Raw genomic sequence first — 21,757 nt, 5'->3', positions numbered from 1 at the left:
TCTCCGATAGTATGCCGGCTCAACCGACGTTTCGAGGGTTTGGCGATCGTGCTCAGTTGGTGCTCATTGCGCCAGTCATCGACTTCAGATGCTGGAGGTGCATTTCGACGACCGGTACCGCCATGGAGGCAACCTGCTTGAACGCCGGATCGTTGCCGGTCGTCGCATAGCCCTTGTGCAGCGACCAGGCCATCTGGTGCGCCTGAAGCTGCTGCTGGAGATACAGGTCGTCGAAGCTCGCGCGCGGCGCCTTCTTCAGCAACTGGATCTTCGACATGTTCGCCGTGGACAAGGTCATCGACGGCGGCGCGATCTTGCGGTCGGCATTGCTGAGCGCCGCCATCAGCGACTTGCTGGTCTGCATATGGTCGCTGATCATCTGCTTGGCGAACGCCTTCACATCGGCGCGCTTGCTGCGCATCTCGGCGATCTTGCTCGACTGGATTTCGTAATTGTCGCCATCGGCGGCGAGCTTCACATAGTCGGTCGCCGACGTGCCCGTCATCGGCGAGGCGCCGACGTCTGTCGCAGTCATCGATCCCGTCATCGAGGCGGGATCTTGGGCACAGACGGGGGCGGCAGAGGCAAAAAGCGCGAAGGCCGAGGCGAGAAGAATGGGCTTTTTCATAAATGATCCGATCCGGACAGTGTGTGTCGTTCGCCCCGACGGGCCCACTCAGCTTCGAGCGAGCCCGTTGCGGACTGATCTTCAGACGCGCGTGGTGTCCCGAGCATAGAGGGCGCGTTCGCCCTGGACCTGCGATGCATCATAGGCTGGTGCCTCCGCATCGAAGCCGTTCCAGCCGGAGCCGCGATAGGCTTGGCCGCGCGACGCCGCATCGACCGAGCCATTCTGGTCGAAAATCGCCTCGATCGCGGCACGGCGATCTTCTGGCGCGCGAACGCTCACCAGCGTCCCGCCGCGGCGAACCCCCTCGGAATAGACATGCGCGTCCTCGTCACTGTGCCCAGCATTCTTGAGCGCGCCGACGATGCCGCCTGTCGCGGCACCCCCGACGGCGCCGATGCCGGCACCAGCGGCGGTTGCGGCAAGCCAACCGGCGGCGACGATCGGCCCGAGCCCCGGGATAGCGAGAAGGCCAAGGCCGGCGAGCAGTCCGCCAGCACCGCCGAGCACGGCACCCGTTGACGTGCCGCGGGTTACATCGCCATGGTCGTTGACACCGTCATGGGTGTCGACGCCATCGTTGGCGCGCTCTGCGTGGGTGCCATCGGCATTATTGGCGATGACGCTGATATCGTCGTGCGACGTCCCCGCTGCCTCGAGCGCGCGGACGGCGGAAGTGGCATCGGGATAGCTGTCGAACAGCCGCGTGATTGTCTGGGTCATAACTGTCTTTCTAAAAAAGCTGTTCAGCGGGACGTGACGTCGCCCTTGTAATCGAGCGCGACAGTGACGGGTTTCCCGTCCTTCATCGCCTTGCCCTGCCAGACGCCATTCTCGTCCTTGGCGAGCTTGCCGACCTTGCTGTATCCGGCTTTCGCAATACGGCCCTGCGCTTGGGATTGCGTGAAGGAATTACGCCCCTGCACCGCGTTGCTTGTCGTTCGGGGTGACGGATCAGTCACCGCCGGGTTGTGAGCGCTGGCCATCTGCGCGGACGCGACGGTGGGAAGCGCAGTCGCCATGGCGACCGCGATCAAAATTCGCTGCATAATCCACTCCATTGTTGTGTTTCCAAGTCGACGATGGACGTTTTCGAGCCATCGCGTCTAAACATTAGTCAATCGTCGACGATCAGGGCTCGATCACAGCCAATATATGAGGCTCTCCGGACCTTATGGCCGGGGACCTTGCGCCTGATTGACGGGTTTGATGGTGGCCTGAAACAGGACCCGGCCGGCTTCCGCCGGCCGAACTTCGTCAGAGGGCGTCCGCCATCTTGACCGCTTCGCCGATATCCTTCGCGGCGCCCATGTCTTCGCCCGAGATCAACCCTGCACCCGGACCCGCGCCCAGATCCACGCCGGTTTCGGGATCGGTCGAAGGATCAGATGCGGTGCGAAGGGCGAGCTTCGCCGCGACGGCCTCATCGGCGGCCGAAAGCGTCACGGACGCGGTGCCGTCACCATCGTCGATCGGCATCGTCTTTTCGAGATCGTCGATCCGATCCCACTGCGTGCCGCTATTCCATGGCCCCTCGACATCACCCTCACCCTGCGAGGTGTTGACGTAAAGGTTGGCATAGGCCGCGATGCCGGGGAGCTTGCCGCTCGGGAAATTGTCCTCGATCGCATAGAGCGCTTTCTCGAACGACTTCTGATGCGCGATCTCACGCGTCATCAGGAAGCCGAGTGCTTCCTTGATGCCGGGATCATCGGTAATGTTGATCAGCCGTTCATACACAACCTTGGCGCGGCTTTCCGCAGCAATATTTGAGCGTAGATCGCAGGTGGGATCGCCGCGGCTGTCGATATACGCCGCAGTCCAGGGAACGCCGGCGGAATCAGTCAGCGACGGACCTCCGCCAAACAGAAGCGCTTCCTTGGCGCTCGCGCTGCTCGCGCCGATCATATTATAAAGTTCAGCCTCCTCGAGCGCACCCTCGGCGAGCTGGGCCTTCATACCCTTATTGAGCATGGCGACGATCGAACCAATAACCTCAAGATGACTCAGCTCCTCGGTGGCGATGTCGAGCAGAAGGTCCTTGCGACCGGGGTCGATTTCGCCAAGCCCCTGCGTGAAATAGCGCATCGCTGCCGCAAGTTCGCCATCAGCGCCGCCGAATTGCTCGAGCATCAGGCAGGCGAGACGAGGGTTAGGTTCGGCGACCCGCACAGTATATTGCAGGCGCTTGTTGTGCATGAACATGCATGTTTCCTTGTTTTTAGGATTATCCGTTCAGCGAATGCGGCGACCATACGTTCCTGCTGCGAACGAAAATCGTCCAATAATAGCTATTTTCGCGAACAAAGATGCATTTACTGATGCACATCAATACTCAGAAGTCAGGTTCGGTCTTGGCTCACCAGATCCGAAAGCCTCTGGGTTTTTGCACAGAACATCGACTGCTACGCGGATCGCAGCCTGCGGTGGAGATAATTCTCGTCGAATCCTGCGATCGAAAGGAGCTGATTGGCATCTGTAATCGAGAGGCTACCGCGGCTCAGCGTCATCACACCGCGCTCCCGCAATTCTTTCAGGACCCGGTTGAGATGCACCGGGGTCATGCCGAGCGCGTCGGCTAGCAGCAACTGCGATAGCGGGAAGCGAACCACGCCGTCGAGCGACAGTCCAATGCTGGTGGCGCGAACATAGAGCTCGCACATAAGATGGGCGGCCCGCTGGATGCTGGTCCGCCTGCCCATGCTGGTAATCCAGGCGCGCATCGTGCCCTCGTCGACAAGTTGGGCCACATACATTGCTCGGGCAATGGCCGGATGCTCATCCAGCAGCGCGTCCATCTCGGCGCGCTCGATCGTGGCAACGACCGAGGGCACGATCGTCTGGATACTGTGATCCATTTCCGCGAGCAGCCCCGCATGAAGGTCGCAGGAATCTCCGGGCATCAGAAACGCGAGGATTTGCCGCGTGCCATCGCGGAGAATCTTGTAGCGATACGCCCAGCCTTCGAGGATCACGAAGACGGGACCTGGCCGATCACCCTCGCGGATCAAATCCGTCTTGGCCGACACAGGACGCGCATAGGCAGTCGCCTCCGTCAGGGCGGCGAAATCTTCGGCGCTGAACGATGCCAAGGCGCTCAGCTTATCGGTGAAGCGATTGGCCATGAATCGCTATGCCATGTCGCCATATTTTTTCATATTGTCGGTTATTATTATCCAAAGTTGATTTGGATGATGAAGGCTCATCGAAATTGCCCTATGCTCGATCCATCGTCGGCCATTTCCATAGGCTCCGACGACTGAGAGAAGCGCGTCGCTCTCGCCTGTGCGGAGTGACCTTTGTGTCGGAATCTGAGAATGATAACCATGGTGTGGAGACGGCAAACAAGCGTCCGACCCCCGATCCCCATGGGCAGGCAGCCATGCTGCTCGTTGAGACCCTGCTCCACGGCCTGATCGAGCGCTCGGTCATCACGGTTGCCGATGCGATCGGTTTCGCAGAGTCCGCGGCGGACGTGCGCGAGGAGGTCGGTCTCGAGCTAAGCGAGACCCCCGATGCAATGATGCCGTCGCTGACGATCTTAAGGTCAATAGCATCGAGTCTGAGGTTCGATCTCAATGGGCAACCTTTGAAGTCCGTAGATTGATGGTTCGGTGCAGCACGAGTGATTTGATATGCCGTGGCATATTGTCGTTGAAAACAGAGACGGCCGCCGTGAGCCGGTAGGACCATCATCGGCGGACCTTGCTCCCGTCGTGAGATGCGCGATCGCGCTGGCCGACGAATTAGGGGGAATGGCGGCGAACAATCCACAAGACCGCCGTGTCGACGTGGTTGCCGATGATGGCGAGGTCGAAATTTCGATCGCGATCATCCCGGGTGGTCTCGATCCGACCGAAGCCTAGCCAGAATCAAGGTCCAGATATCTAGCGCGTCCTGCGTAGCTGCCTCGACCTGTCGCTCCGCGACCTCGCAGGCCCGATCCCCAAAGGCCTTCTGCAGCTCGGAGATTACGCTTGCGATGGTCGCTTCGCGGTTAGCCGTGGACGCGTCGGACATGGTCCGTTCCCCTGAAAGCGCGAACCGCTCCGCGACTACATATACGTTGTGGTGGATGTGAGACTGTCGCACATCTCGAAGCGAAGTTGTGCAACATGGATCAATTAGTTAACCGCTCGGCGATCGACTTTAGGCTAGCGGTTCCAGCTGCATACGAGATCCGACGGTGCAGATAGTTGTCATCGAAACCTGCGATCTCGGCAAGACGCGACAAGTTCGCGACGATAAGCGTCGCCGGCGTCACCGTGAGTGCGCCGGCGCGCCTGAGCTTACCCACGACCCGATTAACGTGCACCGGGGTCAGCCCTACCGCATCGGCAAGTACAATCTGGCTGAACGGCATCTCGATATGCTCTTCGTTGGCAATGCCGATATTGCGCATCCTGAAGCTGAGTTCGCACAGGAGATGTGCGACCCGCTCAAGGCTGGTCCGGCGCCCCATGCTCACAATCGTTGCCCGCAAGACGCCCTCGTCCACAAGCTGCGTCCACCAGAATGCCTTGACGAGCGTCGGGCTCACGCTGGTCAAATGCTCGATCGTCGCGCGCGGAATGGTAACGATCGTAGCCTCCGTGAGGGTGGCGATGCTGTGGTCCATCTCATCGAGCACGGCCACATGCATGTCGCAGAAGTCACCTGGCATCAGAAACGAGATGATCTGGCGGCTGCCACCTGGGAGAATTTTATAGCGGCATGCCCATCCCTCGAGGACGACAAAGACGACGCCAGGCTTGTCACCTTCCCGGATCATGTCCTGGCCGGACGCATAGCGACGCCCATGACGAGAGACCTCTTCAAGGAGCTTGACCTCCTCGTTCGATAGCGGCGCATACCCCTTGAGCTTCTCTACAAAAGCGTTAGCCATCGAAAATCCCCGGGCATGCAATGTACAGAATAGCCGGATAACGGCTGGGCGAGATTAACTTGTGATAAGAGGGGGCGGCACCAAGCTGCTAGGTATCCCGGATCGACGGTATTCACATCCAGGCACCGGCGACCGAGAGCAGATCACTCCCGCCTGAAACCAAGGCGAGCAGTATGGCAGATATCATCCCCATCGGCGAGAGTAGGCCTTCGCTTCCCAAAGGACCTGACGCACACGGCCAAGCAGCGTTGATGCTTGCTGAAAGCATGCTTCACACGCTCGTCGACGCGCGCGCGATCACGCTCCAGGACGCACTTTCGATAGTCCAGACCGCGGTGGATACAAAAGTGGAGGTCGGTAAAGATTCGAACGGGCAATCCGCTACGATGGCGGAATCGCTCAACATCTTGGGTCGCATTGCTACGAGCTTCGAAGCCGATCTTAACTGATCTCGATTAGCACAAAACCGTAAATACATCCGTTCGCTTGATCATTGATAAGGCCAGTCCGCAAAAACAACGCAGTCTCCCGGTAGCAGACGCTGCTGGCGAAATGGCGGATCTTCGGCGGGATTTGGTCTCGTTCGCCACGGCGCCGTCAGCCTCAAGAGGAAGCAGGTACCCCGTCACCGCGTAGCGGCACGCTCTTTTGCGAACGAAAGGAATCCGGCATGCTGAATCAGCTAGACGTCGACTACCTCCTTCAACGCGAAGCGGAGGAGCGCCAGCGAGCCGCATCGGCGCTGGATCCGTCTGTCCAGTCAGTGCATCTCGAGCTTGCGGAACGCTATGCCGACGCAGCCTTGGCGGCCGAAGAGGAACTCGATTGTCCCGTCCGCGCAAGCGAGCCGTGGCACCGCCACGATGATATTCAACAACAGGTTAGCGCGCCGGCTCCGAGCTGACAGACCGACCGCCCTCAACGCGAAGCTAATCTATGCCGGGTAGCGGCCATGCCTATCTCGAACAGCGGTGCCGGGAGTGGGTGGTGCGTCCAGAGCGCACTACCGGCCCAGCGATCGCACAGGTGTATCGCAAACCTGCAACGGAATATCCGTCCAAGCTCAATGCAGTTTGTACGGCGGGACATCAACTCTCCCACCGTCACACTCTTTCCGCAACAGGGATCCCATTGATGCCAGATCAAGCACACCGATTTCCACGGCCGGCAGAAAAGTCGGCAACACCACCGCGTGGCGCAAAGATGCCGAAAAAGCCACAACGGAGCCCAACGACCCGGTGGACGGAGAATCCGGTAATGGGTCGACCGGCGATCAGATCGGTGGGCAGTCCCCATATAGCGAAGACGAAATGCAGGGACGTACCCAAGGGCTTCCCAAGGAATAACACCGGAGAACTAACGCCCCGATAGCAGCCTTGATGGATGGAGATAATTGCATGACCAACACGCCAAAACATGACGACCCGCACAAAATTGAGAAAATGACTGGCTCCAAGGAAGGAGGAACGGACATGCCACCAGGAGAGGATGGTGGCGAGGACGAGGGCGGCGTGCCGACCGAAGGCGACGAGGACGGCGTGCACGAAGACCAAAAACCTGCAAAAAACTAAGATCCACCGCTTTCCCGACGCTTGGTCACCGGGCCGATACTTTCGACCCGGTGCGCCTTGAGCCGCGTATAGAGCCAGCGGGGCACAGTGCGATTTGTTTCGTTCGGGTTCGCGACCGGTCGATAATTCATTTGAGGATCAGCGGCATCCTTTTACCCTCTCATGCATTGTGCAGTGCAGCATTAGGCTTGCGGTCATCGGACCTCAGGTCGGCGCTTGCGGTCATCGGACCTCAGGTCGGCGTCTGCACCGGAGATTGATGAGATGCGGAGCATATCTGACACGATCGCGCGGCTTTCCGCGGCGACCGCGCATTCATCCGCTTATTCTGGCTCGGGACCGCTTCTGGCGATGCGGGATTTCGGGTCTAATCCCGGCGCACTGCGAAGCTTCATTTATATTCCCGTCGGTCTGCCGGCGAACGCTCCCTTGGTCGTCGTGCTTCATGGATGCACGCAGTCGGCAGCCGGTTATGATCGCGCCTCGGGTTGGTCGCGGCTCGCCGACGAACAGGGGTTCGCCTTGCTGTACCCTGAGCAGCAACGCAGCAACAATGCCAACGGGTGCTTCAACTGGTTCGAGGTCGGCGACACGCGACGCGACGCAGGGGAAGCACTGTCGATTCGGCAGATGATCGCAGCCGTCCAGGACCGCCATGCGATCGATCCTGCTCGCATCTACGTCACCGGCCTGTCTGCTGGAGGCGCGATGGCTTCGACGATGCTGGCGACCTATCCAGAGGTCTTCGCGGGTGGCGCGATCATCGCAGGGTTGCCGCACGGGGTAGCAGACGGAATGGTCCAAGCGTTCGACCGGATGCGCGCGCACGGTCTGCCGACAAAGGCTGGCCTCCAGAATGCGCTTCGTGGTGCGTCCGCCCATCAGGGGCCGTGGCCGAAGCTCTCCGTCTGGCATGGCGATGCCGATAGGACGGTTGCTGTTGGCAACGCCGAAGCCGTGCTTGCGCAATGGCGTGGAATTCACGGGTTGCCCGACCGACCATCGACGGTCGAACAGGTCGATGGGGTAACGCATCGATCCTGGCACACGGCCGATGGTCTACCGGTGCTCGAGGACTATATCGTTTCGGGCATGGGCCACGGCACGCCGCTCAAGACCAAGGGTGACGGCTCTTATGGCATCGCAGCGCCTTACATGCTCGACGTCGGCATCTCATCGACAGCCCGGATCGCGCGGTTTTGGGGTATCTGCGACAGTGACGCGACACAGAGACGGACCCTGGGTTCGGAAACGCATGGCGAAACATACGGGTCACTAAATCCGCCCGCTCGCGCCGAAGTCCGTCAGCTCTATGGGCATCGCATTGAGGCCGGGAAGTCGCCGGCAAAGGGAGGGGTCGGACAGGTTATCGAAGAGGCACTACGCGCAGCCGGGCTGATGAAATAGACTTATGCATGAGCCATTCATAAATACCTTTCAAGTATAGCGCCAAAGCCGAATAAATAGTCAGGATGGGGGTATTCGTGCTGCTTGCGGACATCCATCTTCCTCGCCCCATTATCTTCACAATTATGACGATCGGTGATGATTAATCGTATAGATTGCGGCCAAGTTTCCAGGTGAGCCCACAAGCTAAATTCTGTTGCGCGATATCAAGGGCGTCCGTTCGCACTGGCGTTGGTCTCCCCATCTATTGTTTGTCCGCTTCGAGCCAAAGCGGTCGCCGTATAGCGACAGGATGGAAGGCAGCTATGTCCCAGGCCAAGCCTTGTCGTTACAGCGCCCCACTCACACAGCCGCGTTTGCCGCGCGAACTTGTTTCCAGCATGACGCGTGCGCCGGAATAGGGTCGTGTCCGTCAACGTGGTGTAATTTCAGGTGTGGCACCGGGCCGCATCGATCAGGCGGCTTTGGGTGTAAGTTGTAGCTGGGTCGCCTCCTCGATCTGTGGTGTGGCGAGAGCAACCATGCCCTCGATCTGCATGTAGCGGTTCTGAAGCTGGTATTCGTCGTTCTGCTCGAGGAGCACGGCGCCGATGAGGCGGGTGATGCTGTCCTCGTTGGGGAAGATGCCCACCACATCGGCGCGGCGCTTCACCTCCTTGTTGAGCCGTTCGAGCGGGTTGGTGCTGTGCAGCTTCACCCGGTGCTGCTCGGGGAAGGTCATGTAGGCGAGCACGTCGTGCTCGGCGTTGTCCATGCAGGTGCCAAGCTTGGGCCAGCGGGCGCGGAGCTGGTCGGCGACGTGGCGCCAGGTCTGAGTTGCGGCGGCATGATCCGGCTGGAGGAAGACCTGTCGGATGGCGGCCGCTACCATGGTGTTCTGGCCCTTGGGCACGTGCGCCAGCGCGTTGCGCATGAAGTGGACGCGGCAGCGCTGCCAGGTGGCACCGACGACCCGGGTAATGGCTGCCTTCAGCCCTTCGTGGGCGTCGGAGATTTCGGCGACGGCGGTGAGCTGCTCGTAGTCGCGGACGAGGCGCCGGTTTTTGAAGATCCACGCGAAGGTGCGCTCGACGACCCACCGGCGCGGCAGCACCTCGAAGCCTTGAGCGTGGGCGCCGCGGCGGATGATCTCGAGGGTGATGTGGGTCCTGTTGGCGGCCCAGTGCACCAGGCGGCCTGCGTAGCCGCCATCGGCGAAGACGCGGGTGACGAAGGGGTAGCGCTGGCGCGAGCCTTTGAGCGGCAATTTGCCGCCGTCGCGATCCTGGACGTCTGCGGCGTGGACGCGAACGGTGAGGAGCCTGCCATCCGTGTCGGTCAGGATGTGGCGCTTGCGCCCCGTGACCTTTTTGCCCGCGTCATAGCCTTTGTCGCCCCCTTTTGATCGGCGGTGCGCACCGATTGGCTGTCGAGGATCGCCGCCGACGGTGAAGCTTCCCGACCGCATCGTTCGCGGTCGGCCAGCACGAGCGCATGATGGACGTGATGCCACACGCCCTCCTCCTGCCAGCGGCGCAGATAATAGTAGACCGTCTGCCAAGGCGGCAGATCATGCGGCAGCAGCCTCCACGCTGCTCCCGCCCGCAGGAAATAGAGGATGGCATTGACCAGCTCGCGCGAGCTCGCCTTGCGCGGCCGGCCTCCGGCCCGCGCATCCGGGATCAGCGGCGCGATCAGCTCCCATTGTGCATCGGTCAGGTCGGTATCGTAGCGCCGCCTCGTCGGCGGCTTCCTCTTCGGCATTGGGCGTCGGCTCGCATCGTGGGTCCGACCCCCTATGAATCACGCAAAAGCCGCTTTGGAAACCCTTCTCAAACGCGCTCTTAGACGAACGGCGCCATCGCCGCTGGAAAAGGATTCCCCAATGCTCATCATCGAAGCCATCGATCACATTGTCATCAATGTCGGCGATGTCGAGCTTTCCGCAAATTGGTACGAGCAGATTCTCGGGATGGCTCGCGTCGACCAGCGCGCAGCTTCGGGAGAAATTCGCACCAGCATGATGTTCGGTGCAAACAAGATCAATTTACGGCCGATCGGGGCATCGCAGGATAGCTGGTTCACGGCTCGTTCGCCGGAGGTCGGGAGCGAAGATCTTTGTTTTCTTACGATGGCTGATCCCGCCGCAGTAGCCCATCACTTCAAGACCCACGACGTCGAGATCATCACTGGGCCGGTCACCAAGGCCGGTGCGCGCAGTCCAATCGAATCTGTCTACGTCCGCGATCCCGATGGGAATCTGATTGAAGTCTCATCCTACCGCTAGCGCCCCAATGGCGGTCATTCCCGGCCTTTGATATGACCCCTGCATGTCGGACATTCAGCGTAAGATTGTGATCGTTTCCGGTGCGCCGGGCGCAGGTAAGACGACCCTTGCAGTACCCTTGGCGCAGCGGCTCGGATTCCCGATCTTCTCGAAGGATTTTATCAAGGAAACGCTGACTGACGTTTTCGGGGATGGTGGCGGCGATCTTGCAGCATCTCGGCGGATCGGTGGGGCGTCGATGGAACTGATCTGGTCCTTGGCAAGCCACGCTCCGCAAGCGGTACTGGAAGCCAACTTTCGGCCGCACAGCGACTATGAGCGGGCTAAACTGACTGGTCTTGGCGCGTTGATCGTTGAGGTCCACTGCGATTGCGGCCGGGCCGAAACAGCCAAGCGGTTTCGTGAACGTGCAGCCACCAGCGGTCGCCATGCCGCGCATCCTCTGAAAGAGATGCCGCCTGAGATGCTCGACGAATATGACCGACCGATGGGCTTAGGTCCGGTCGTTGAGGTCGATACGCGGCCCCCTGTCGATTTGGACTGGGTGCTGGCGAAGGTTCAACGTCTGCTTTGACGTCTGCATAGGCATCTAAAACGCCCGACACCGGCCTGTCTCTAATCCACCACTCACTGCCGTTTCCCCCGCCGGGATCGGCCCTCGCTGGGCTTAGCGTACGATTCCGACCATTCTCTCACCGGACCCCTGATTAGGCTATGTTTCGGCTCCAGAACGGGATTAAAGTCGTGCGGCTCATCGCGATTTTGCTGTGTCTGCTACTGGTCACACACGCTGACGCCTCCTCGCCGTTCTCGCCGGAGACGGTCACGGCCTACGGCGACGGCATCATGCGAGAGTGCTGCGCGATAGCGAGAGGGTATGGAAGCGAATATCGCAACCGACAAGGGAGCGGGGCCAGCATCAACCGACCGGGGCTGACGGAGGCGCTGGGAATGGCGCGGAAGGGCGATACACTGGTGATCTGGAAGCTCGATCGGCTCGCGCTCAAACTCCCCCATCCGTATCAGCCTTCCCCAGAAGTCCGGCTGGGTCGGCCCACACAACGACCTTTTCGAGGATTGCTCAGCGTTCACTCACGTTGCGGCCTGCACACTCGCACGGTCACCTACGTGACCGTCATCCGGGGGCTTCAGACACTTCGTCACCTCCATGCCTGCCCCGGTTGCTTCCGGTTGGAGCATATTGCCGGGTGGGATTCTCACCCACTGGAAAGCGCCGCCTTGACACGGCGCACGGACATAACGGCCGTTCCCGAGAACTGCGGCGAATGTCAGCTTCCGGCAGGAGCAGCATCCTCGTTGCTCGACTGGTTTATTAGGATGGCGCCCGCGATAATGTGAAAGAGGCGATCGGCGCGCGGCGCGAACGAGGGTTGGTCGATCGCCCATCCGAGCGCCGTCATCAGGGCGAACAAATCATCCCCGTTCATATCGGCGCGCGCTGTTCCTTCGGACTGAGCACGAACCAGTAGACGCGCGCTCGCTGAATGCACCGCTGCGCATGAAACATAGAGAGCGGAGGCAGGGTTCGTATGAGCGGCCGCCATCAGTGTGACGACTCCCCTGTAGCTTTGAGCGAATGTCACCCATTCCCGGAACCAGGCCACGAGCGCTTCGCCCGGCGAATTCGACGTTTCGAGTTCGTCTGCCTTCTGCGTAAGCGAGTCCAGGTTCGTACACAGCAACGCCTCGAACAAGGCTTCCCGCGTCGGGAAATGACGAAGCAGCGTGGCCAGCCCGACGTCGGCCCGACGGGCGATATCGCGCATGGACGCATCGATGCCGTGCTCGGTGACCACGTCACGCGCGACCGACAATATGTGGCTATAATTTTTTCTCGCGTCGGCGCGCATAGGTTGCCTTGACAAATGGATCGGTGGCCCAGATATTCGGGTCACTGATCCAGTTAGATATAGCGCTTTCGTTCGAATGGCAACGGCAGTGCTGTCCGGCAGGCGGCAAAGAACACGAACATGAGCGCTATCAGCATCGTCGGCACAGGCGGCATGGCCGCGGCTATCGGGGGCCTTGCCGCCAAAGCCGGACACACCGTCGAGGTGATCAGTCGCGACGCCGCGAAGGCACAGGGGCTAGCCGAGCAGTTCGGAGCCGACGCGAGGACAGGAACGTTCGGCGGCGCCCCGGCCGGGGACATGGTCATCCTTGCGGTTCCCTATTCGGCAGTCCTCGACGTGGTGAAGCAATACGGCGACGCGCTGGCAGGCAAGATTCTCGTCGACATCACCAACCCGGTCGCCGCCGATTACACGAGCTTTGTGACCGCCGAGGACAGTTTCGGCGCGCAGGAAATCGCCAAGGTCGCCCCTGCCGATGCGCAGGTCGTCAAGGCGTTCAACACTTTGTTCTCCCACATCCTGGCTGCCGGTTCGGTCGAGGGCCAACAGTTGGACGTGTTCCTCGCCGGAGACGACGCGCAGGCGAAGGCCCGCATCTCGGCGTTTATCGAGAGCCTCGGACTGCGCCCGTTGGATACCGGGCCGCTGCTCATGGCGCGGACGTTGGAGCATGCCTGCCTGCTGTCGCTGGGCCTCATGGCCCACTCGGTCAAGCACACCGACTTCTCGATCGGCCTCAGCCTTCCGGGCTGAACGCCACCACGAAACGATCAAGCGAAGAGGACCATCATGGGTAAGATACTTGTCACCGCCGCCAGCGGTCACCTAGGTCGCAAAACGCTGCAGCACCTCCTGAAGCGGCAGCCTGCCAGCGATCTCGTAGGATTGGCCCGCGACCCGGAAAAGGCCGCCGACCTTGCCGCTCAAGGCATCGAGATACGCAAGGGCGACTATTCTGACTATGACTCGCTGTTGAACGCCTTCGCAGGCGTCGAGAAGGTCATGCTCATCTCCTGCGCGCCTTTTACCGACCGCAACACGCAGCATTACAATGTGATCACCGCGGCCCGGCAGGCCGGCGTCAGACACATCGCCTACACGGCGATCATCCGCCGCGAGGGATCGGACTTCAACCTGTCCCAGACCACGGGTCCCGATATCTTCGCCGAACATACCTTGATGGCGTCCGGCCTCATCTACACGATCGTTCGACAGCCAGCGTTCCTCGAAACCTTCCAGTTTCAATTTGGCGACAACGTCTACGAGAAAGGTCTTCGCGTTCCGGCCGGTGACGGCAAGCAGGCGCCGGCGTCGCGTGAAGATATCGGCGAGGCTCAGGCGGTGGTGCTCACGGAAGAGGGCCACGACAACAGGATCTATTCGCTGACCGGCGATCCGGCGGTCTCCTACGCGGACGTCGCCCAAATCCTTTCCGACACCCGCGGCACTCCGGTGCCTCTCATCCCCGTGACCGACGAGGAATATATTGCCAATTACGTCGCGGAGGGTCTGCCCGAACCGGTCGCTCGGTTCGCCCTCGAATGGGTCCATGGCGCCAACCTCGGCGAGTGGGGCGAACTCACTGGCGACCTGGAGCGTCTGATCGGCCGCAAGCCGATGACAACGGTCGAATTCCTCCGGGACAATTATCCCACCGTCGTGGCGTCGGTCGAGGCTGCGAGGGGTCAGGCGGCGGGGTAGCAATCGGCACGCACGGGAATCAACCAGGCGGGAGTCCCCGCTCAGAAACTACCGCAATGCCCAACTCACGAGGAAACAGGATATGAGCACTATCAGCATCATCGGCTCGGGAACCATGGCCGCAGCGATCGCCGGCCGTGTCGCCAACGCTGGACACACGGTCGAGGTGGTCGGTCGCGACACCGCCAACGCGAAGAAGCTGGCCGATCAGCTCGCGTCCGGAGCGGCCACAGGGACGTACGGCGCCGCGCCAGCAGGTGACATCGTCGTCCTCGCCGTGCCGTACGGCAGTGCGGCGGCCGTGGTGGCCGACTTTGGGGAAGCGCTCGATGGCAAGGTGATCATCGACATCACCAATCCGGTCGCCCCCGACCTTTCGGGCCTCGTCACGCCCTACGGCAGTTCCGGTGCGCAGGAGACCGCCAAGGGCCTCCCCGCCGGCGCACATGTCGTGAAGGCGTTCAACACGATCTTCGGTCACGCGCTTGCCAAGGGTGGACGTCTCGACGCGTTCATCGCGGCCGACGATGCGGAGGCGAAAGCGCGCGTCTCTACGTTCCTCGAAAGTCTCGGGCTGCGTCCCCTCGACGTGGGGGGCTTGCACATGGCCCAGACGCTCGAGGCGCTCGGGCTGATGATGATCGGCCTGGCGAAGAACGGCGCGGGCTCCTGGGACATCGCCTTGAACGTCGAGATCGGCTGAGACGTCGGCTGCACGTTATCCGACATAAAGAGAAAAGGAGAGTTTTTCGATGAGCCCCGAAGATAATGTTGGGGTCGTGAGGGCCTTCTTCGCGGCAATGGGCGGCAACCGGCAGGATCTGCTGGCGTTGGCGGCCGAGGATATCGAATGGATTATTCCGGGCGAGGGCTGGCCGCTGGCAGGCGTGCATCGCGGGCATGCGGGGCTTGACGAATTTCTGCAGAAAGCGGCCGAGGAAGTGGAAACGTCCTTCCCGTCCCCGCCCGAATTCGTCGCGCAGCGCGACCGGGTTCTCATGATCGGCTTCGCCACGGGCAAGATCAAAGCCACGAACAGGGCGTTCGAGGACAATTTCGTCTTCGCCATCACCGTTCGAGACGGCAAAGTGGCGAACATCCGGGAGTATGTCGACACGCAAGCCCTGGCGCGGGCCTCCGAGAAGGCAGCGACATTCCCATAGCGGCCTTCGCGTCCCGATGACGACATCGCCACCGGATTCGCCGCGCATCAGTCTTGCGACAGCGACAGCCCCGCGAGAAGCGGCGCGTAGGCGGCAAGCCTGCGCGATACGAACTCCGTGAACAGCCGCACGCGCTTCGTCTTGCGGGTCTCTCCATGGGTGAGAAGCCAGAGCGCTCCGTAGAGGTGTAGGTCGGTGCCCGGCACCCTCACCAACATGGGATCGGCATCTCCGGCGAAGCATGGCAATGTCGTGATCCCAAGTCCCTGCCGGACAGCAACGATCTGCGCCTCGGCGTCCGTCGTCCTGAACGGGATTTCCGTCGTGCGAATCTCACCGGGACCGGCCCAATCCGGAATGCCATGCGTGCTGATGACGATCCACCGGACAGGATCGGCCGCACCCGCACGCCATGCAGCCAGGTGATCGCGGGCCATGTAGACGCCGCCGAACACCTCAGGCCCTTTGAGGGCATGGAGATTGAGCGGCAGGTTTTTGCGATCATAGACCACGCGGATCGCCACGTCGGCCTCCCGGTTGGTCAGGTTTGCCAGTTCGCCGGACGACAGGATGTCCATCTCGATATCCGGGTGCTGACGCGCGAAATCGGTGAAGTCGGGCATGAGCAGATGGGTTGCGAGGGTCGGCGCCAACGTCACGCGCAGCAGCCCGCGCACGCTCTGATCGCGGCCGAAGACGCGCGTCTCCAGCTGGTGCGACGATGCCTCCATTTGATTCGCGAGCTCGAGCACCTCCTCGCCCGCGGCCGTCAGGCGGTAGCCCGAGGGCAGCTTTTCGAACATCTCCGCCCCGAGGCGATCCTCAAGCTGGGCGATCCGCCGCAACACGGTCGAATGGTAGACTCCGAGGCCTTCGGCACCCGCCCGCAGGGAGCCTGCGCGCGCGACGGCCAGAAAGTAGCGAACGTCATCCCAGTCGATCATGGCGCATCTTGCACCGTGAGGTACGCCTCGCAAACGAAAAGCAGGACGAATTTTGCACCACCGATGTGCGCATTCCCCCTCTCAACGCTCGCCTCGCGCAGACCCATGTTGAGCGCCCTGGGGCCGGGAGTTCTCCAGCCTCCGCGCAACTCGATCGAAAGACGCACACATGACAAGACTGAATGGAAAGACCGCGGTGATCACCGGCGGCGCAACCGGCATCGGCCTCGCCGCGGCAAAGCGTTTCGTTGAGGAAGGCGCCTTCGTCTTCATCTTCGGCCGTCGGCAGGAGGCGCTCGACGCCGCTGTGGCCGAGCTCGGGCCCAATGCCCGCGCCGTGCAGGGTTCGATCGCAATCGAGGCCGACCTCGACCGGCTGTACGCAGCGGTGAAGGCGGAGCGCGGAACGCTCGACATCGTGTTCGCCAACGCCGGAACGGGAAGCATGGTCAAGCTTGGCGAGATCACCGCCGCGCACATCGACGAAACCTTCGACGTAAATGTGAAAGGTACAATCTTCTCGGTTCAGAAGGCGCTGCCGCTTATGGGCAAGGGCGGTTCGATCATTCTGACCGGATCGAGCGCCGGCACCACGGGCGCTCCAGCGATGACCACCTACAGCTCCAGCAAGGCGGCGGTCCGCAACCTTGCCCGCACTTGGGTCGAGGACCTGAAGGGCACCGACATCCGCGTAAACGTCTTGTCGCCCGGGGCGATAGCGACCGAACTCGCGACGGAAGCGCTCGGTGAGGAGGGCCTGAAGGTCTACGGCGCGATGACCGGCTTCCAGCGCATGGGCGATCCGGCAGAGCTCGGATCGGCGGCTGCCTTCCTTGCGTCGGACGACAGCAGCTTCATGACCGGTAGCGAGCTCGCCGTCGACGGCGGCTTGGCCCAAATCTGACGTCAACATGCCCACGAGCGCTCCGCCATTGGAGCGCCCGTGGGATGGCGATATCAAAGGACAAGATATGAACTACGCAATTATCGGCTTCGGCAGCATCGGCAAGGCGCTTGCCGACGCGTTCGCCCGAAAGGGCATTGCAGTATCAGTAGCGACCACGCGCGATCCGGAAAGCTTTGCATCCGAGGCGGCGGCGATCGGATCCGGGATCGTTCCCACGACGCTGGCGGAAGCGGTCAAGGCGGATGTCATCTTCCTGGCCGTCCGTTTCGAGGCGCATCCAAGCGTCGCGAAGGCGCTCTCCAATTGGCAGGGCAAGACGATCATCGACGTGACCAATGCCTATGGCGTGCCCCCCGAGGATCTGGGAGGAAAACCTTCCTCGGCGTTCATCGCGCAGGCTTTCTCCGGGGCGAAGCTGGTCAAGGGCTTCAACCATCTGGGCGCCGCGAAACTCGCCCAGGATCCGGCCTTGAACGGCGGGCGGAGGGTCGTGTTCCTGGCGAGCGACAACGAAGACGCCGCGACGCAGATCGGTGCGCTCGCCGAACAGCTCGGCTTCGCGCCGATTTAGCTTGGCGGGCTGTCCGAGGGCGGACTGCTCGTCCAGGCGCGGGGCAACAGCTGGGGCCGGCTGATCTTCAAGGATCTGGCCAAGATCGACTGACGCCGCGCCGTTGCCGCCGGCGGGAATACGACGCACGGAATGGAGATATTGCCATGAGCACCGAACAAAACGTCCAGATCGTGAAGGCCTTCTTTGCCGCTGCCTTCGGCGGTGACAGGGAGGCGATGCTGGCGCTGGTCGCCGATGACATCGAGTGGATCATCCCTGGCGAGGATTGGCCACTGGCCGGAACGCACCGTGGGCGTGCCGGGCTGACGGACCTGTTGAACACAGAATCACAAACCATGGAGATGTCGCTCTCGGAACCCCGGGAGTTCATCGCGCAGGCAGACCGGGTGCTGGTGGTCGGCTATGCCGAGGGCAAGGTCAAAGCCACCGGCAAGCCGTTCGAAGATGACTGGATCTTCTCTATCACGGTTCGAGACGGCAAGCTGACCCGCATCCGGGAATATGTCGACACGCAGGCGTTGGCGCGAGCCGCGCAGATGGACTCTTCCAGGCCTGTATAGCATTGGCCGTGCGGAGCCGTCGGTTGAACGGCTATTTTTGGAATAGCTTTCCATCGCCAACTTTTCTGAAACAAATGGCCAGTTTCGCCAGGAGCGGTCGTAGGTGGTGGGCGCCTGGAACGACCGGCTCTGCTCGGGTGCTGCCGGAAGCTCGTAGGGCACCATCGGTGGCCGCCACACGCTTGAGCAGCGGCACGCCCGCAGGAACATAATGACGGTTGGCCGCGAACTGGCGCACGCCGTCTGGCGTCCGCACCAGCGCCATGTCGCCGACCGCGACCCCCATACCGGGATGGATCCGCCAAAGGCCGAGCATCGCACTGCTGGACACATTCCACACCAGCCAGGGTGTTGGCCCAGCGAGCCGATCCTGCGCGGCGGACAGGCCGAGCGTCGCGAGACCGAAGCCAACCCATGCGAGCATCGGACGGCGTCGAAGGCGGTCGGCGCGGCGCTCACGCGCCAACCGTGGCTGCCAGCGAGGCAGCGGCAACAGCGGATCTTTACACATCAGACCCGCCCTTGGGAGCTCGTGCCCCGCCGCTGTCACGCGACCAGCTATCGAGGTCATCGATATGATAGCGGATGAAACGACCATGCCGCCGGAAGCGCGGCCCGCGCCCATTCCCCCGCATGGTTTCGAGTGTCCGCCAGTGCAGCCCGATATAATGGGCGGCTTCAGCGTTGCTCAGAAAGGGACTGCCTTCTCGCGCGCGCTGTGCACGCGCGACGGTGTCATCGTCGCGATTGTCCATGGCCCGTCTCCGACTGTTCAGTCGCAGCCGGAAGCGATGCCAGCTGCGGCATAAGCCCCCTTAGGTGGTGTGGACTCTAAGGATTCCCATTTGCGTTGAAGCATGATTCAAGGCTGCTTTTAGGAGGCGGCATTGGGTGTGATGGATCGGCTGGTGTTGAGCGACAGCGCCTGGGAGCGGATGGCTCCGCTGATCATCGGGCGGCCTGATCAGAAGGGGTCGACCGGTCGCGACAACCGGATGTTCGTCGAGGCGGTGTTGTGGATTGTGCGGACGGGGTCGCCCTGGCGCGATCTCCCCGAGGTGTTCGGCGACTGGAACAGCGCGTTTCGCCGCTTCAGCCGGTGGAGTGCGAAGGGTGTATGGTGGCGGATCTTCGAGGCCATGTCGGATGACCCGGACTTCGAATATCTGATCATCGACAGCACCGTCGTTCGCGCCCATCAGCACGCTGCCGGGGCGAAAAAAGGGGGTCTGAAGATCAGGCCATTGGCCGTTCACGCGGCGGCCTGAGCACCAAGATCCACATGGCCGTCCGGGGACTTGGCTGTCCCGTGCGGTTCACGCTGACCGCAGGACAAAAGGGAGATGCGCCGCAAGCGGCCGGCCTCGTCGACGGACTGCCAGCCAAAATCGTCATGGCCGACACCGCCTACGACAGCGACGCCCTACGCCAGACCATCGCCGACAAGGGCGCTACGGCCGTCATCCCGAACAACCCCTCCCGCACGTTCAAGCATCCGCTCGACAAACATCTCTACGCTCAACGCCATCTCGTCGAATGCTGCTTTTCCAAGCTCAAGCAGTTCAGGCGCGTCGCCACCCGCTTTGAGAAAACGGCCCGAAACTACCGCGCCGTCATCACACTCGCTGCCATCGCCCTGTGGCTGCGGTAAGTGTCCACACCACCTAGAGCGGGTCGGATAAGCGTTGGAATGGACGAATCCGCCCCCTCCCCGGAAACGTCCTGACGTCCTGCGGGCGCCCCCCCCTAACGCCCGGGCCGGTCTGGTACGAGATGGTCAACGGCGGTTTAACGGATCGTGATAGTTGCTTCGGAATATCCTTGGTCGGTTGCTCGCAGGGCATGCGCGCGACTCGTAAAGACCGCCGAGGTGCGATCAGACGAATGGCGATATCATCATCCTTAAGCTGCGAGACCACCAAAACACACGCAGCCCGCGTCATAAGCGACACCTCGCGCCGACAGGTATTTGATGCTGGCAGCGCTACGGGCAGCCGCCCAACTTCCTCAACGCTCAGCACCTCGGGCGGGTCGGTGAAGGCGCTGTCGCAGGCTCAGCAGATCAACAAATTGGATCGCAATGATGTCTGCGAGACGGCTCCGCGTTCATAACTTTGCTGCACAGCCGACCGCAACCGATTCGATCCTTGCTCGTCATCCAATGCCCGAACTAGGCGGCGTAGGACGGAACGAGCACGGCCGCTCCCTCGAGCTGGCCGGCGCGCAGCCGCGCCAGTGCCTCGTTCGCCTCATCGAGGGGGAAGGTCGTCGTCGTCGTTCTTACGCCGGCTCGCGCGGCGAGATCGAGGAAGGCGCGGCCGTCGGCCCGGGTGAGGTTCGCGACCGACAGGATCGACCGTTCTCCCCACAAATCATCGTAAGGGAAAGACGGGATGTCGCTCATGTGGATCCCGGCGCACACGACGCGGCCACCCTTGTGCACCGCCTTGAGGGCGGCCGGCACCAGCGCGCCGACCGCCGCGAAGATTATTGCCGCATCCAGTGGCACGGGCGCGGCTTCATCGGATCCGCCCGCCCAGGCGCATCCGAGCGAGCGCGCGAAGTCCTGCGCGGCCGTGTCGCCGGGGCGAGTGAAGGCGAACGTCTCGCGCCCCTGCCAACGTGCGACCTGCGCCACGATATGCGCCGACGCCCCGAAGCCGTAGAGGCCGATGCGCCGGCCCTCACCGGCCATGACGAGCGAGCGGTGACCGATCAGTCCGGCGCACAGCAAGGGCGCCGCTTCAACATCGCCGAACATTGCGGGGATCGCCAGGCAGAAACGCGCATCCGCGATCACGTGTGTGGCGTAGCCGCCGTCGCGCGTAGCGCCGGTGAACACCGGGTAGTCGCAGAGATTCTCTTGACCGGCGCGACAATAACGGCAGGTGCCACAGGTTCCGCCGAGCCACGGCACGCCGACGCGGTCGCCGATCGCGAGCTCCGCAACGCCGGTGCCAAGCGCCTCGATGCGGCCGACGATTTCATGGCCGGGTACGATCGGCAGCGTCGCGGCCACCTCACCGTCGACCACGTGAAGATCGGTACGGCAGACCCCGCATGCGGCGACACGGATCAGCACCTCGCCGGGTCCAGGCTCCGGAACCGCTCGGATCACGCAACGGAGTGGTGTTCCGACCGCGTCGAGTTGCATGACATGGTAATGCGCCATTCCTCACTCCGCCTTTCAGCTTGTCCTATCGGTCGCGTTGTTCCTGCCTCCGCCAACCGCTTAGTGATCGGCTGATGAGCGAGCGCTTCGGCTCGCCGGGAAACG

At 61.9% G+C, this 21,757-nt stretch carries 28 protein-coding genes and 3 pseudogenes; 17 read left to right on the top strand and 14 right to left on the bottom strand.

Annotated elements, in window-relative coordinates; genetic code table 11:
* Nucleotides 1-52: 52 nt before the first annotated feature.
* The 5 genes from PBT88_RS10210 to PBT88_RS10190 all read right to left on the bottom strand — a co-directional run bounded on the left by PBT88_RS10210 (nucleotide 53) and on the right by PBT88_RS10190 (nucleotide 3,753).
* On the bottom strand, nucleotides 53-535 hold the full coding sequence (locus PBT88_RS10210; protein ID WP_270079060.1) for a DUF4142 domain-containing protein: 483 nt from the start codon (nucleotides 533-535) through the stop codon (nucleotides 53-55).
* Between the two features lie 174 nt (nucleotides 536-709).
* Nucleotides 710-1,351 (bottom strand): hypothetical protein, encoded by a 642-nt coding sequence (locus PBT88_RS10205; protein WP_270079059.1) that lies wholly within the window; start codon nucleotides 1,349-1,351, stop codon nucleotides 710-712.
* Between the two features lie 23 nt (nucleotides 1,352-1,374).
* Complete coding sequence (locus tag PBT88_RS10200) at nucleotides 1,375-1,650, bottom strand: hypothetical protein (protein ID WP_270079058.1); 276 nt, start codon at nucleotides 1,648-1,650, stop codon at nucleotides 1,375-1,377.
* Nucleotides 1,651-1,885: 235 nt separating this feature from the next.
* On the bottom strand, nucleotides 1,886-2,800 hold the full coding sequence (locus PBT88_RS10195; protein ID WP_270079057.1) for a manganese catalase family protein: 915 nt from the start codon (nucleotides 2,798-2,800) through the stop codon (nucleotides 1,886-1,888).
* Between the two features lie 233 nt (nucleotides 2,801-3,033).
* Nucleotides 3,034-3,753 (bottom strand): Crp/Fnr family transcriptional regulator, encoded by a 720-nt coding sequence (locus PBT88_RS10190; protein WP_270079056.1) that lies wholly within the window; start codon nucleotides 3,751-3,753, stop codon nucleotides 3,034-3,036.
* A gap of 257 nt (nucleotides 3,754-4,010) precedes the next feature.
* Between PBT88_RS10190 and PBT88_RS10185 the strand changes: the two genes are divergently transcribed.
* A complete protein-coding gene (locus tag PBT88_RS10185) occupies nucleotides 4,011-4,235 on the top strand; it encodes a hypothetical protein (RefSeq protein WP_270079055.1) in 225 nt (74 codons plus the stop codon).
* Between the two features lie 28 nt (nucleotides 4,236-4,263).
* Nucleotides 4,264-4,494 (top strand): hypothetical protein, encoded by a 231-nt coding sequence (locus PBT88_RS10180; protein ID WP_270079054.1) that lies wholly within the window; start codon nucleotides 4,264-4,266, stop codon nucleotides 4,492-4,494.
* A 254-nt stretch (nucleotides 4,495-4,748) separates the two neighbouring features.
* Here the strand turns inward: PBT88_RS10180 and PBT88_RS10175 are convergent, their stop codons facing one another.
* Nucleotides 4,749-5,513, bottom strand: coding sequence for a Crp/Fnr family transcriptional regulator (locus PBT88_RS10175; protein ID WP_270079053.1), 765 nt, complete (start codon nucleotides 5,511-5,513; stop codon nucleotides 4,749-4,751).
* A gap of 173 nt (nucleotides 5,514-5,686) precedes the next feature.
* Between PBT88_RS10175 and PBT88_RS10170 the strand changes: the two genes are divergently transcribed.
* The 4 genes from PBT88_RS10170 to PBT88_RS10155 all read left to right on the top strand — a co-directional run bounded on the left by PBT88_RS10170 (nucleotide 5,687) and on the right by PBT88_RS10155 (nucleotide 8,491).
* The gene (locus PBT88_RS10170; protein ID WP_270079052.1) at nucleotides 5,687-5,962 is read left to right on the top strand and encodes a hypothetical protein; all 276 of its coding nucleotides are present in this window, start codon (nucleotides 5,687-5,689) and stop codon (nucleotides 5,960-5,962) included.
* A gap of 221 nt (nucleotides 5,963-6,183) precedes the next feature.
* Complete coding sequence (locus PBT88_RS10165; RefSeq protein WP_270079051.1) at nucleotides 6,184-6,417, top strand: hypothetical protein; 234 nt, start codon at nucleotides 6,184-6,186, stop codon at nucleotides 6,415-6,417.
* Nucleotides 6,418-6,910: 493 nt separating this feature from the next.
* On the top strand, nucleotides 6,911-7,084 hold the full coding sequence (locus PBT88_RS10160; protein WP_270079050.1) for a hypothetical protein: 174 nt from the start codon (nucleotides 6,911-6,913) through the stop codon (nucleotides 7,082-7,084).
* Between the two features lie 264 nt (nucleotides 7,085-7,348).
* On the top strand, nucleotides 7,349-8,491 hold the full coding sequence (locus tag PBT88_RS10155) for an extracellular catalytic domain type 1 short-chain-length polyhydroxyalkanoate depolymerase (protein ID WP_270079049.1): 1,143 nt from the start codon (nucleotides 7,349-7,351) through the stop codon (nucleotides 8,489-8,491).
* A gap of 454 nt (nucleotides 8,492-8,945) precedes the next feature.
* Here the strand turns inward: PBT88_RS10155 and PBT88_RS10150 are convergent.
* The 3 genes and pseudogenes from PBT88_RS10150 to PBT88_RS21215 all read right to left on the bottom strand — a co-directional run.
* Nucleotides 8,946-9,485, bottom strand: a pseudogene (locus PBT88_RS10150) (transposase); the annotation flags it as partial.
* Between the two features lie 60 nt (nucleotides 9,486-9,545).
* Nucleotides 9,546-9,893, bottom strand: a pseudogene (locus tag PBT88_RS21220) (transposase); the annotation flags it as partial.
* A complete protein-coding gene (locus PBT88_RS21215) occupies nucleotides 9,809-10,234 on the bottom strand; it encodes an IS5 family transposase (protein WP_407696543.1) in 426 nt (141 codons plus the stop codon). The gene PBT88_RS21215 and the pseudogene PBT88_RS21220, both read right to left, overlap by 85 nt.
* A 121-nt stretch (nucleotides 10,235-10,355) precedes the next feature.
* Between PBT88_RS21215 and PBT88_RS10140 the strand changes: the two genes are divergently transcribed.
* From PBT88_RS10140 to PBT88_RS21210, 3 genes and pseudogenes are all read left to right on the top strand, one after another.
* Nucleotides 10,356-10,757 (top strand): VOC family protein, encoded by a 402-nt coding sequence (locus tag PBT88_RS10140; RefSeq protein WP_270079048.1) that lies wholly within the window; start codon nucleotides 10,356-10,358, stop codon nucleotides 10,755-10,757.
* A 43-nt stretch (nucleotides 10,758-10,800) separates the two neighbouring features.
* Nucleotides 10,801-11,331 (top strand): AAA family ATPase, encoded by a 531-nt coding sequence (locus PBT88_RS10135; protein WP_270079047.1) that lies wholly within the window; start codon nucleotides 10,801-10,803, stop codon nucleotides 11,329-11,331.
* Between the two features lie 332 nt (nucleotides 11,332-11,663).
* Nucleotides 11,664-11,756: pseudogene (locus tag PBT88_RS21210) on the top strand (recombinase family protein); the annotation flags it as partial.
* A 290-nt stretch (nucleotides 11,757-12,046) separates the two neighbouring features.
* Here PBT88_RS21210 and PBT88_RS10125 read toward each other — a convergent pair.
* A complete protein-coding gene (locus tag PBT88_RS10125) occupies nucleotides 12,047-12,628 on the bottom strand; it encodes a TetR/AcrR family transcriptional regulator (RefSeq protein WP_270079046.1) in 582 nt (193 codons plus the stop codon).
* Between the two features lie 120 nt (nucleotides 12,629-12,748).
* On the opposite strand from PBT88_RS10125, the gene PBT88_RS10120 reads away from it, so the two are divergent.
* The 4 genes from PBT88_RS10120 (at nucleotide 12,749) to PBT88_RS10105 (ending at nucleotide 15,495) form a co-directional block, all read left to right on the top strand.
* A complete protein-coding gene (locus tag PBT88_RS10120; RefSeq protein ID WP_270079045.1) occupies nucleotides 12,749-13,384 on the top strand; it encodes an NADPH-dependent F420 reductase in 636 nt (211 codons plus the stop codon).
* A 36-nt stretch (nucleotides 13,385-13,420) separates the two neighbouring features.
* Nucleotides 13,421-14,332, top strand: coding sequence for an SDR family oxidoreductase (locus PBT88_RS10115; protein ID WP_270079044.1), 912 nt, complete (start codon nucleotides 13,421-13,423; stop codon nucleotides 14,330-14,332).
* Nucleotides 14,333-14,414: 82 nt separating this feature from the next.
* Nucleotides 14,415-15,035, top strand: a complete 621-nt coding sequence (locus PBT88_RS10110) for an NADPH-dependent F420 reductase (protein WP_270079043.1) — start codon at nucleotides 14,415-14,417, stop codon at nucleotides 15,033-15,035.
* 49 nt (nucleotides 15,036-15,084) lie between these two features.
* Nucleotides 15,085-15,495 carry a nuclear transport factor 2 family protein gene (locus PBT88_RS10105; RefSeq protein ID WP_270079042.1) on the top strand — a complete coding sequence of 137 codons (411 nt, stop codon included), beginning with the start codon at nucleotides 15,085-15,087 and terminating at the stop codon, nucleotides 15,493-15,495.
* 47 nt (nucleotides 15,496-15,542) lie between these two features.
* On the opposite strand, the gene PBT88_RS10100 is transcribed toward PBT88_RS10105, so the two are convergent.
* Nucleotides 15,543-16,439: a LysR family transcriptional regulator gene (locus PBT88_RS10100; protein WP_270079041.1), complete on the bottom strand. Its 897-nt coding sequence runs from the start codon at nucleotides 16,437-16,439 to the stop codon at nucleotides 15,543-15,545.
* 169 nt (nucleotides 16,440-16,608) lie between these two features.
* Between PBT88_RS10100 and PBT88_RS10095 the strand changes: the two genes are divergently transcribed.
* From PBT88_RS10095 to PBT88_RS10085, 3 genes are all read left to right on the top strand, one after another.
* On the top strand, nucleotides 16,609-17,343 hold the full coding sequence (locus tag PBT88_RS10095; protein ID WP_270079040.1) for an SDR family NAD(P)-dependent oxidoreductase: 735 nt from the start codon (nucleotides 16,609-16,611) through the stop codon (nucleotides 17,341-17,343).
* A 67-nt stretch (nucleotides 17,344-17,410) separates the two neighbouring features.
* Nucleotides 17,411-17,917 carry an NADPH-dependent F420 reductase gene (locus PBT88_RS10090; RefSeq protein WP_270079039.1) on the top strand — a complete coding sequence of 169 codons (507 nt, stop codon included), beginning with the start codon at nucleotides 17,411-17,413 and terminating at the stop codon, nucleotides 17,915-17,917.
* A 146-nt stretch (nucleotides 17,918-18,063) separates the two neighbouring features.
* The gene (locus PBT88_RS10085) at nucleotides 18,064-18,480 is read left to right on the top strand and encodes a nuclear transport factor 2 family protein (protein WP_270079038.1); all 417 of its coding nucleotides are present in this window, start codon (nucleotides 18,064-18,066) and stop codon (nucleotides 18,478-18,480) included.
* Nucleotides 18,481-18,511: 31 nt separating this feature from the next.
* Here PBT88_RS10085 and PBT88_RS10080 read toward each other — a convergent pair whose 3' ends face one another.
* Nucleotides 18,512-18,904 carry a S24/S26 family peptidase gene (locus PBT88_RS10080; RefSeq protein ID WP_270079037.1) on the bottom strand — a complete coding sequence of 131 codons (393 nt, stop codon included), beginning with the start codon at nucleotides 18,902-18,904 and terminating at the stop codon, nucleotides 18,512-18,514.
* Nucleotides 18,905-18,983: 79 nt separating this feature from the next.
* Complete coding sequence (locus PBT88_RS10075; protein WP_270079036.1) at nucleotides 18,984-19,235, bottom strand: helix-turn-helix domain-containing protein; 252 nt, start codon at nucleotides 19,233-19,235, stop codon at nucleotides 18,984-18,986.
* A 132-nt stretch (nucleotides 19,236-19,367) separates the two neighbouring features.
* Here PBT88_RS10075 and PBT88_RS10070 point away from each other — a divergent pair.
* A protein-coding gene (locus PBT88_RS10070) for an IS5 family transposase (RefSeq protein WP_407696530.1) occupies nucleotides 19,368-20,131 on the top strand; the annotation gives its coding sequence in 2 pieces (ribosomal slippage) (nucleotides 19,368-19,703 and nucleotides 19,706-20,131; 762 coding nt in all).
* 519 nt (nucleotides 20,132-20,650) lie between these two features.
* Here PBT88_RS10070 and PBT88_RS10065 read toward each other — a convergent pair.
* Nucleotides 20,651-21,652, bottom strand: coding sequence for a zinc-dependent alcohol dehydrogenase family protein (locus PBT88_RS10065; RefSeq protein ID WP_270079035.1), 1,002 nt, complete (start codon nucleotides 21,650-21,652; stop codon nucleotides 20,651-20,653).
* Nucleotides 21,653-21,757 lie beyond the last annotated feature (105 nt).

The organism is Sphingomonas abietis (genome assembly GCF_027625475.1).
In the GTDB taxonomy this organism is placed as follows: Bacteria; Pseudomonadota; Alphaproteobacteria; order Sphingomonadales; family Sphingomonadaceae; genus Solisphingomonas; species Solisphingomonas abietis.
The sequence above is the reverse complement of the archived record's forward strand: the minus strand, read 5'-3'. Positions and strand labels throughout refer to the sequence as shown.

Excerpts from the sequence above, each read along its gene's own strand:
- PBT88_RS10075 (WP_270079036.1), bottom strand. The coding sequence starts at position 19,235 with ATGGACAATCGCGACGATGACACCGTCGCGCGTGCACAGCGCGCGCGA.
- PBT88_RS10200 (WP_270079058.1), bottom strand. The coding sequence starts at position 1,650 with ATGGCGACTGCGCTTCCCACCGTCGCGTCCGCGCAGATGGCCAGCGCT.
- PBT88_RS10115 (WP_270079044.1), top strand. The coding sequence starts at position 13,421 with ATGGGTAAGATACTTGTCACCGCCGCCAGCGGTCACCTAGGTCGCAAA.
- PBT88_RS10140 (WP_270079048.1), top strand. The coding sequence starts at position 10,356 with ATGCTCATCATCGAAGCCATCGATCACATTGTCATCAATGTCGGCGAT.
- PBT88_RS10085 (WP_270079038.1), top strand. The coding sequence starts at position 18,064 with ATGAGCACCGAACAAAACGTCCAGATCGTGAAGGCCTTCTTTGCCGCT.
- PBT88_RS10080 (WP_270079037.1), bottom strand. The coding sequence starts at position 18,904 with ATGCTCGCATGGGTTGGCTTCGGTCTCGCGACGCTCGGCCTGTCCGCC.
- PBT88_RS10165 (WP_270079051.1), top strand. The coding sequence starts at position 6,184 with ATGCTGAATCAGCTAGACGTCGACTACCTCCTTCAACGCGAAGCGGAG.
- PBT88_RS10095 (WP_270079040.1), top strand. The coding sequence starts at position 16,609 with ATGACAAGACTGAATGGAAAGACCGCGGTGATCACCGGCGGCGCAACC.
- PBT88_RS10175 (WP_270079053.1), bottom strand. The coding sequence starts at position 5,513 with ATGGCTAACGCTTTTGTAGAGAAGCTCAAGGGGTATGCGCCGCTATCG.
- PBT88_RS10160 (WP_270079050.1), top strand. The coding sequence starts at position 6,911 with ATGACCAACACGCCAAAACATGACGACCCGCACAAAATTGAGAAAATG.
- PBT88_RS10170 (WP_270079052.1), top strand. The coding sequence starts at position 5,687 with ATGGCAGATATCATCCCCATCGGCGAGAGTAGGCCTTCGCTTCCCAAA.
- PBT88_RS10065 (WP_270079035.1), bottom strand. The coding sequence starts at position 21,652 with ATGGCGCATTACCATGTCATGCAACTCGACGCGGTCGGAACACCACTC.
- PBT88_RS10120 (WP_270079045.1), top strand. The coding sequence starts at position 12,749 with ATGAGCGCTATCAGCATCGTCGGCACAGGCGGCATGGCCGCGGCTATC.
- PBT88_RS10135 (WP_270079047.1), top strand. The coding sequence starts at position 10,801 with ATGTCGGACATTCAGCGTAAGATTGTGATCGTTTCCGGTGCGCCGGGC.
- PBT88_RS10190 (WP_270079056.1), bottom strand. The coding sequence starts at position 3,753 with ATGGCCAATCGCTTCACCGATAAGCTGAGCGCCTTGGCATCGTTCAGC.
- PBT88_RS21215 (WP_407696543.1), bottom strand. The coding sequence starts at position 10,234 with ATGCCGAAGAGGAAGCCGCCGACGAGGCGGCGCTACGATACCGACCTG.
- PBT88_RS10185 (WP_270079055.1), top strand. The coding sequence starts at position 4,011 with ATGCTGCTCGTTGAGACCCTGCTCCACGGCCTGATCGAGCGCTCGGTC.
- PBT88_RS10210 (WP_270079060.1), bottom strand. The coding sequence starts at position 535 with ATGACTGCGACAGACGTCGGCGCCTCGCCGATGACGGGCACGTCGGCG.
- PBT88_RS10155 (WP_270079049.1), top strand. The coding sequence starts at position 7,349 with ATGCGGAGCATATCTGACACGATCGCGCGGCTTTCCGCGGCGACCGCG.
- PBT88_RS10125 (WP_270079046.1), bottom strand. The coding sequence starts at position 12,628 with ATGCGCGCCGACGCGAGAAAAAATTATAGCCACATATTGTCGGTCGCG.
- PBT88_RS10100 (WP_270079041.1), bottom strand. The coding sequence starts at position 16,439 with ATGATCGACTGGGATGACGTTCGCTACTTTCTGGCCGTCGCGCGCGCA.
- PBT88_RS10105 (WP_270079042.1), top strand. The coding sequence starts at position 15,085 with ATGAGCCCCGAAGATAATGTTGGGGTCGTGAGGGCCTTCTTCGCGGCA.
- PBT88_RS10180 (WP_270079054.1), top strand. The coding sequence starts at position 4,264 with ATGCCGTGGCATATTGTCGTTGAAAACAGAGACGGCCGCCGTGAGCCG.
- PBT88_RS10090 (WP_270079039.1), top strand. The coding sequence starts at position 17,411 with ATGAACTACGCAATTATCGGCTTCGGCAGCATCGGCAAGGCGCTTGCC.
- PBT88_RS10110 (WP_270079043.1), top strand. The coding sequence starts at position 14,415 with ATGAGCACTATCAGCATCATCGGCTCGGGAACCATGGCCGCAGCGATC.
- PBT88_RS10205 (WP_270079059.1), bottom strand. The coding sequence starts at position 1,351 with ATGACCCAGACAATCACGCGGCTGTTCGACAGCTATCCCGATGCCACT.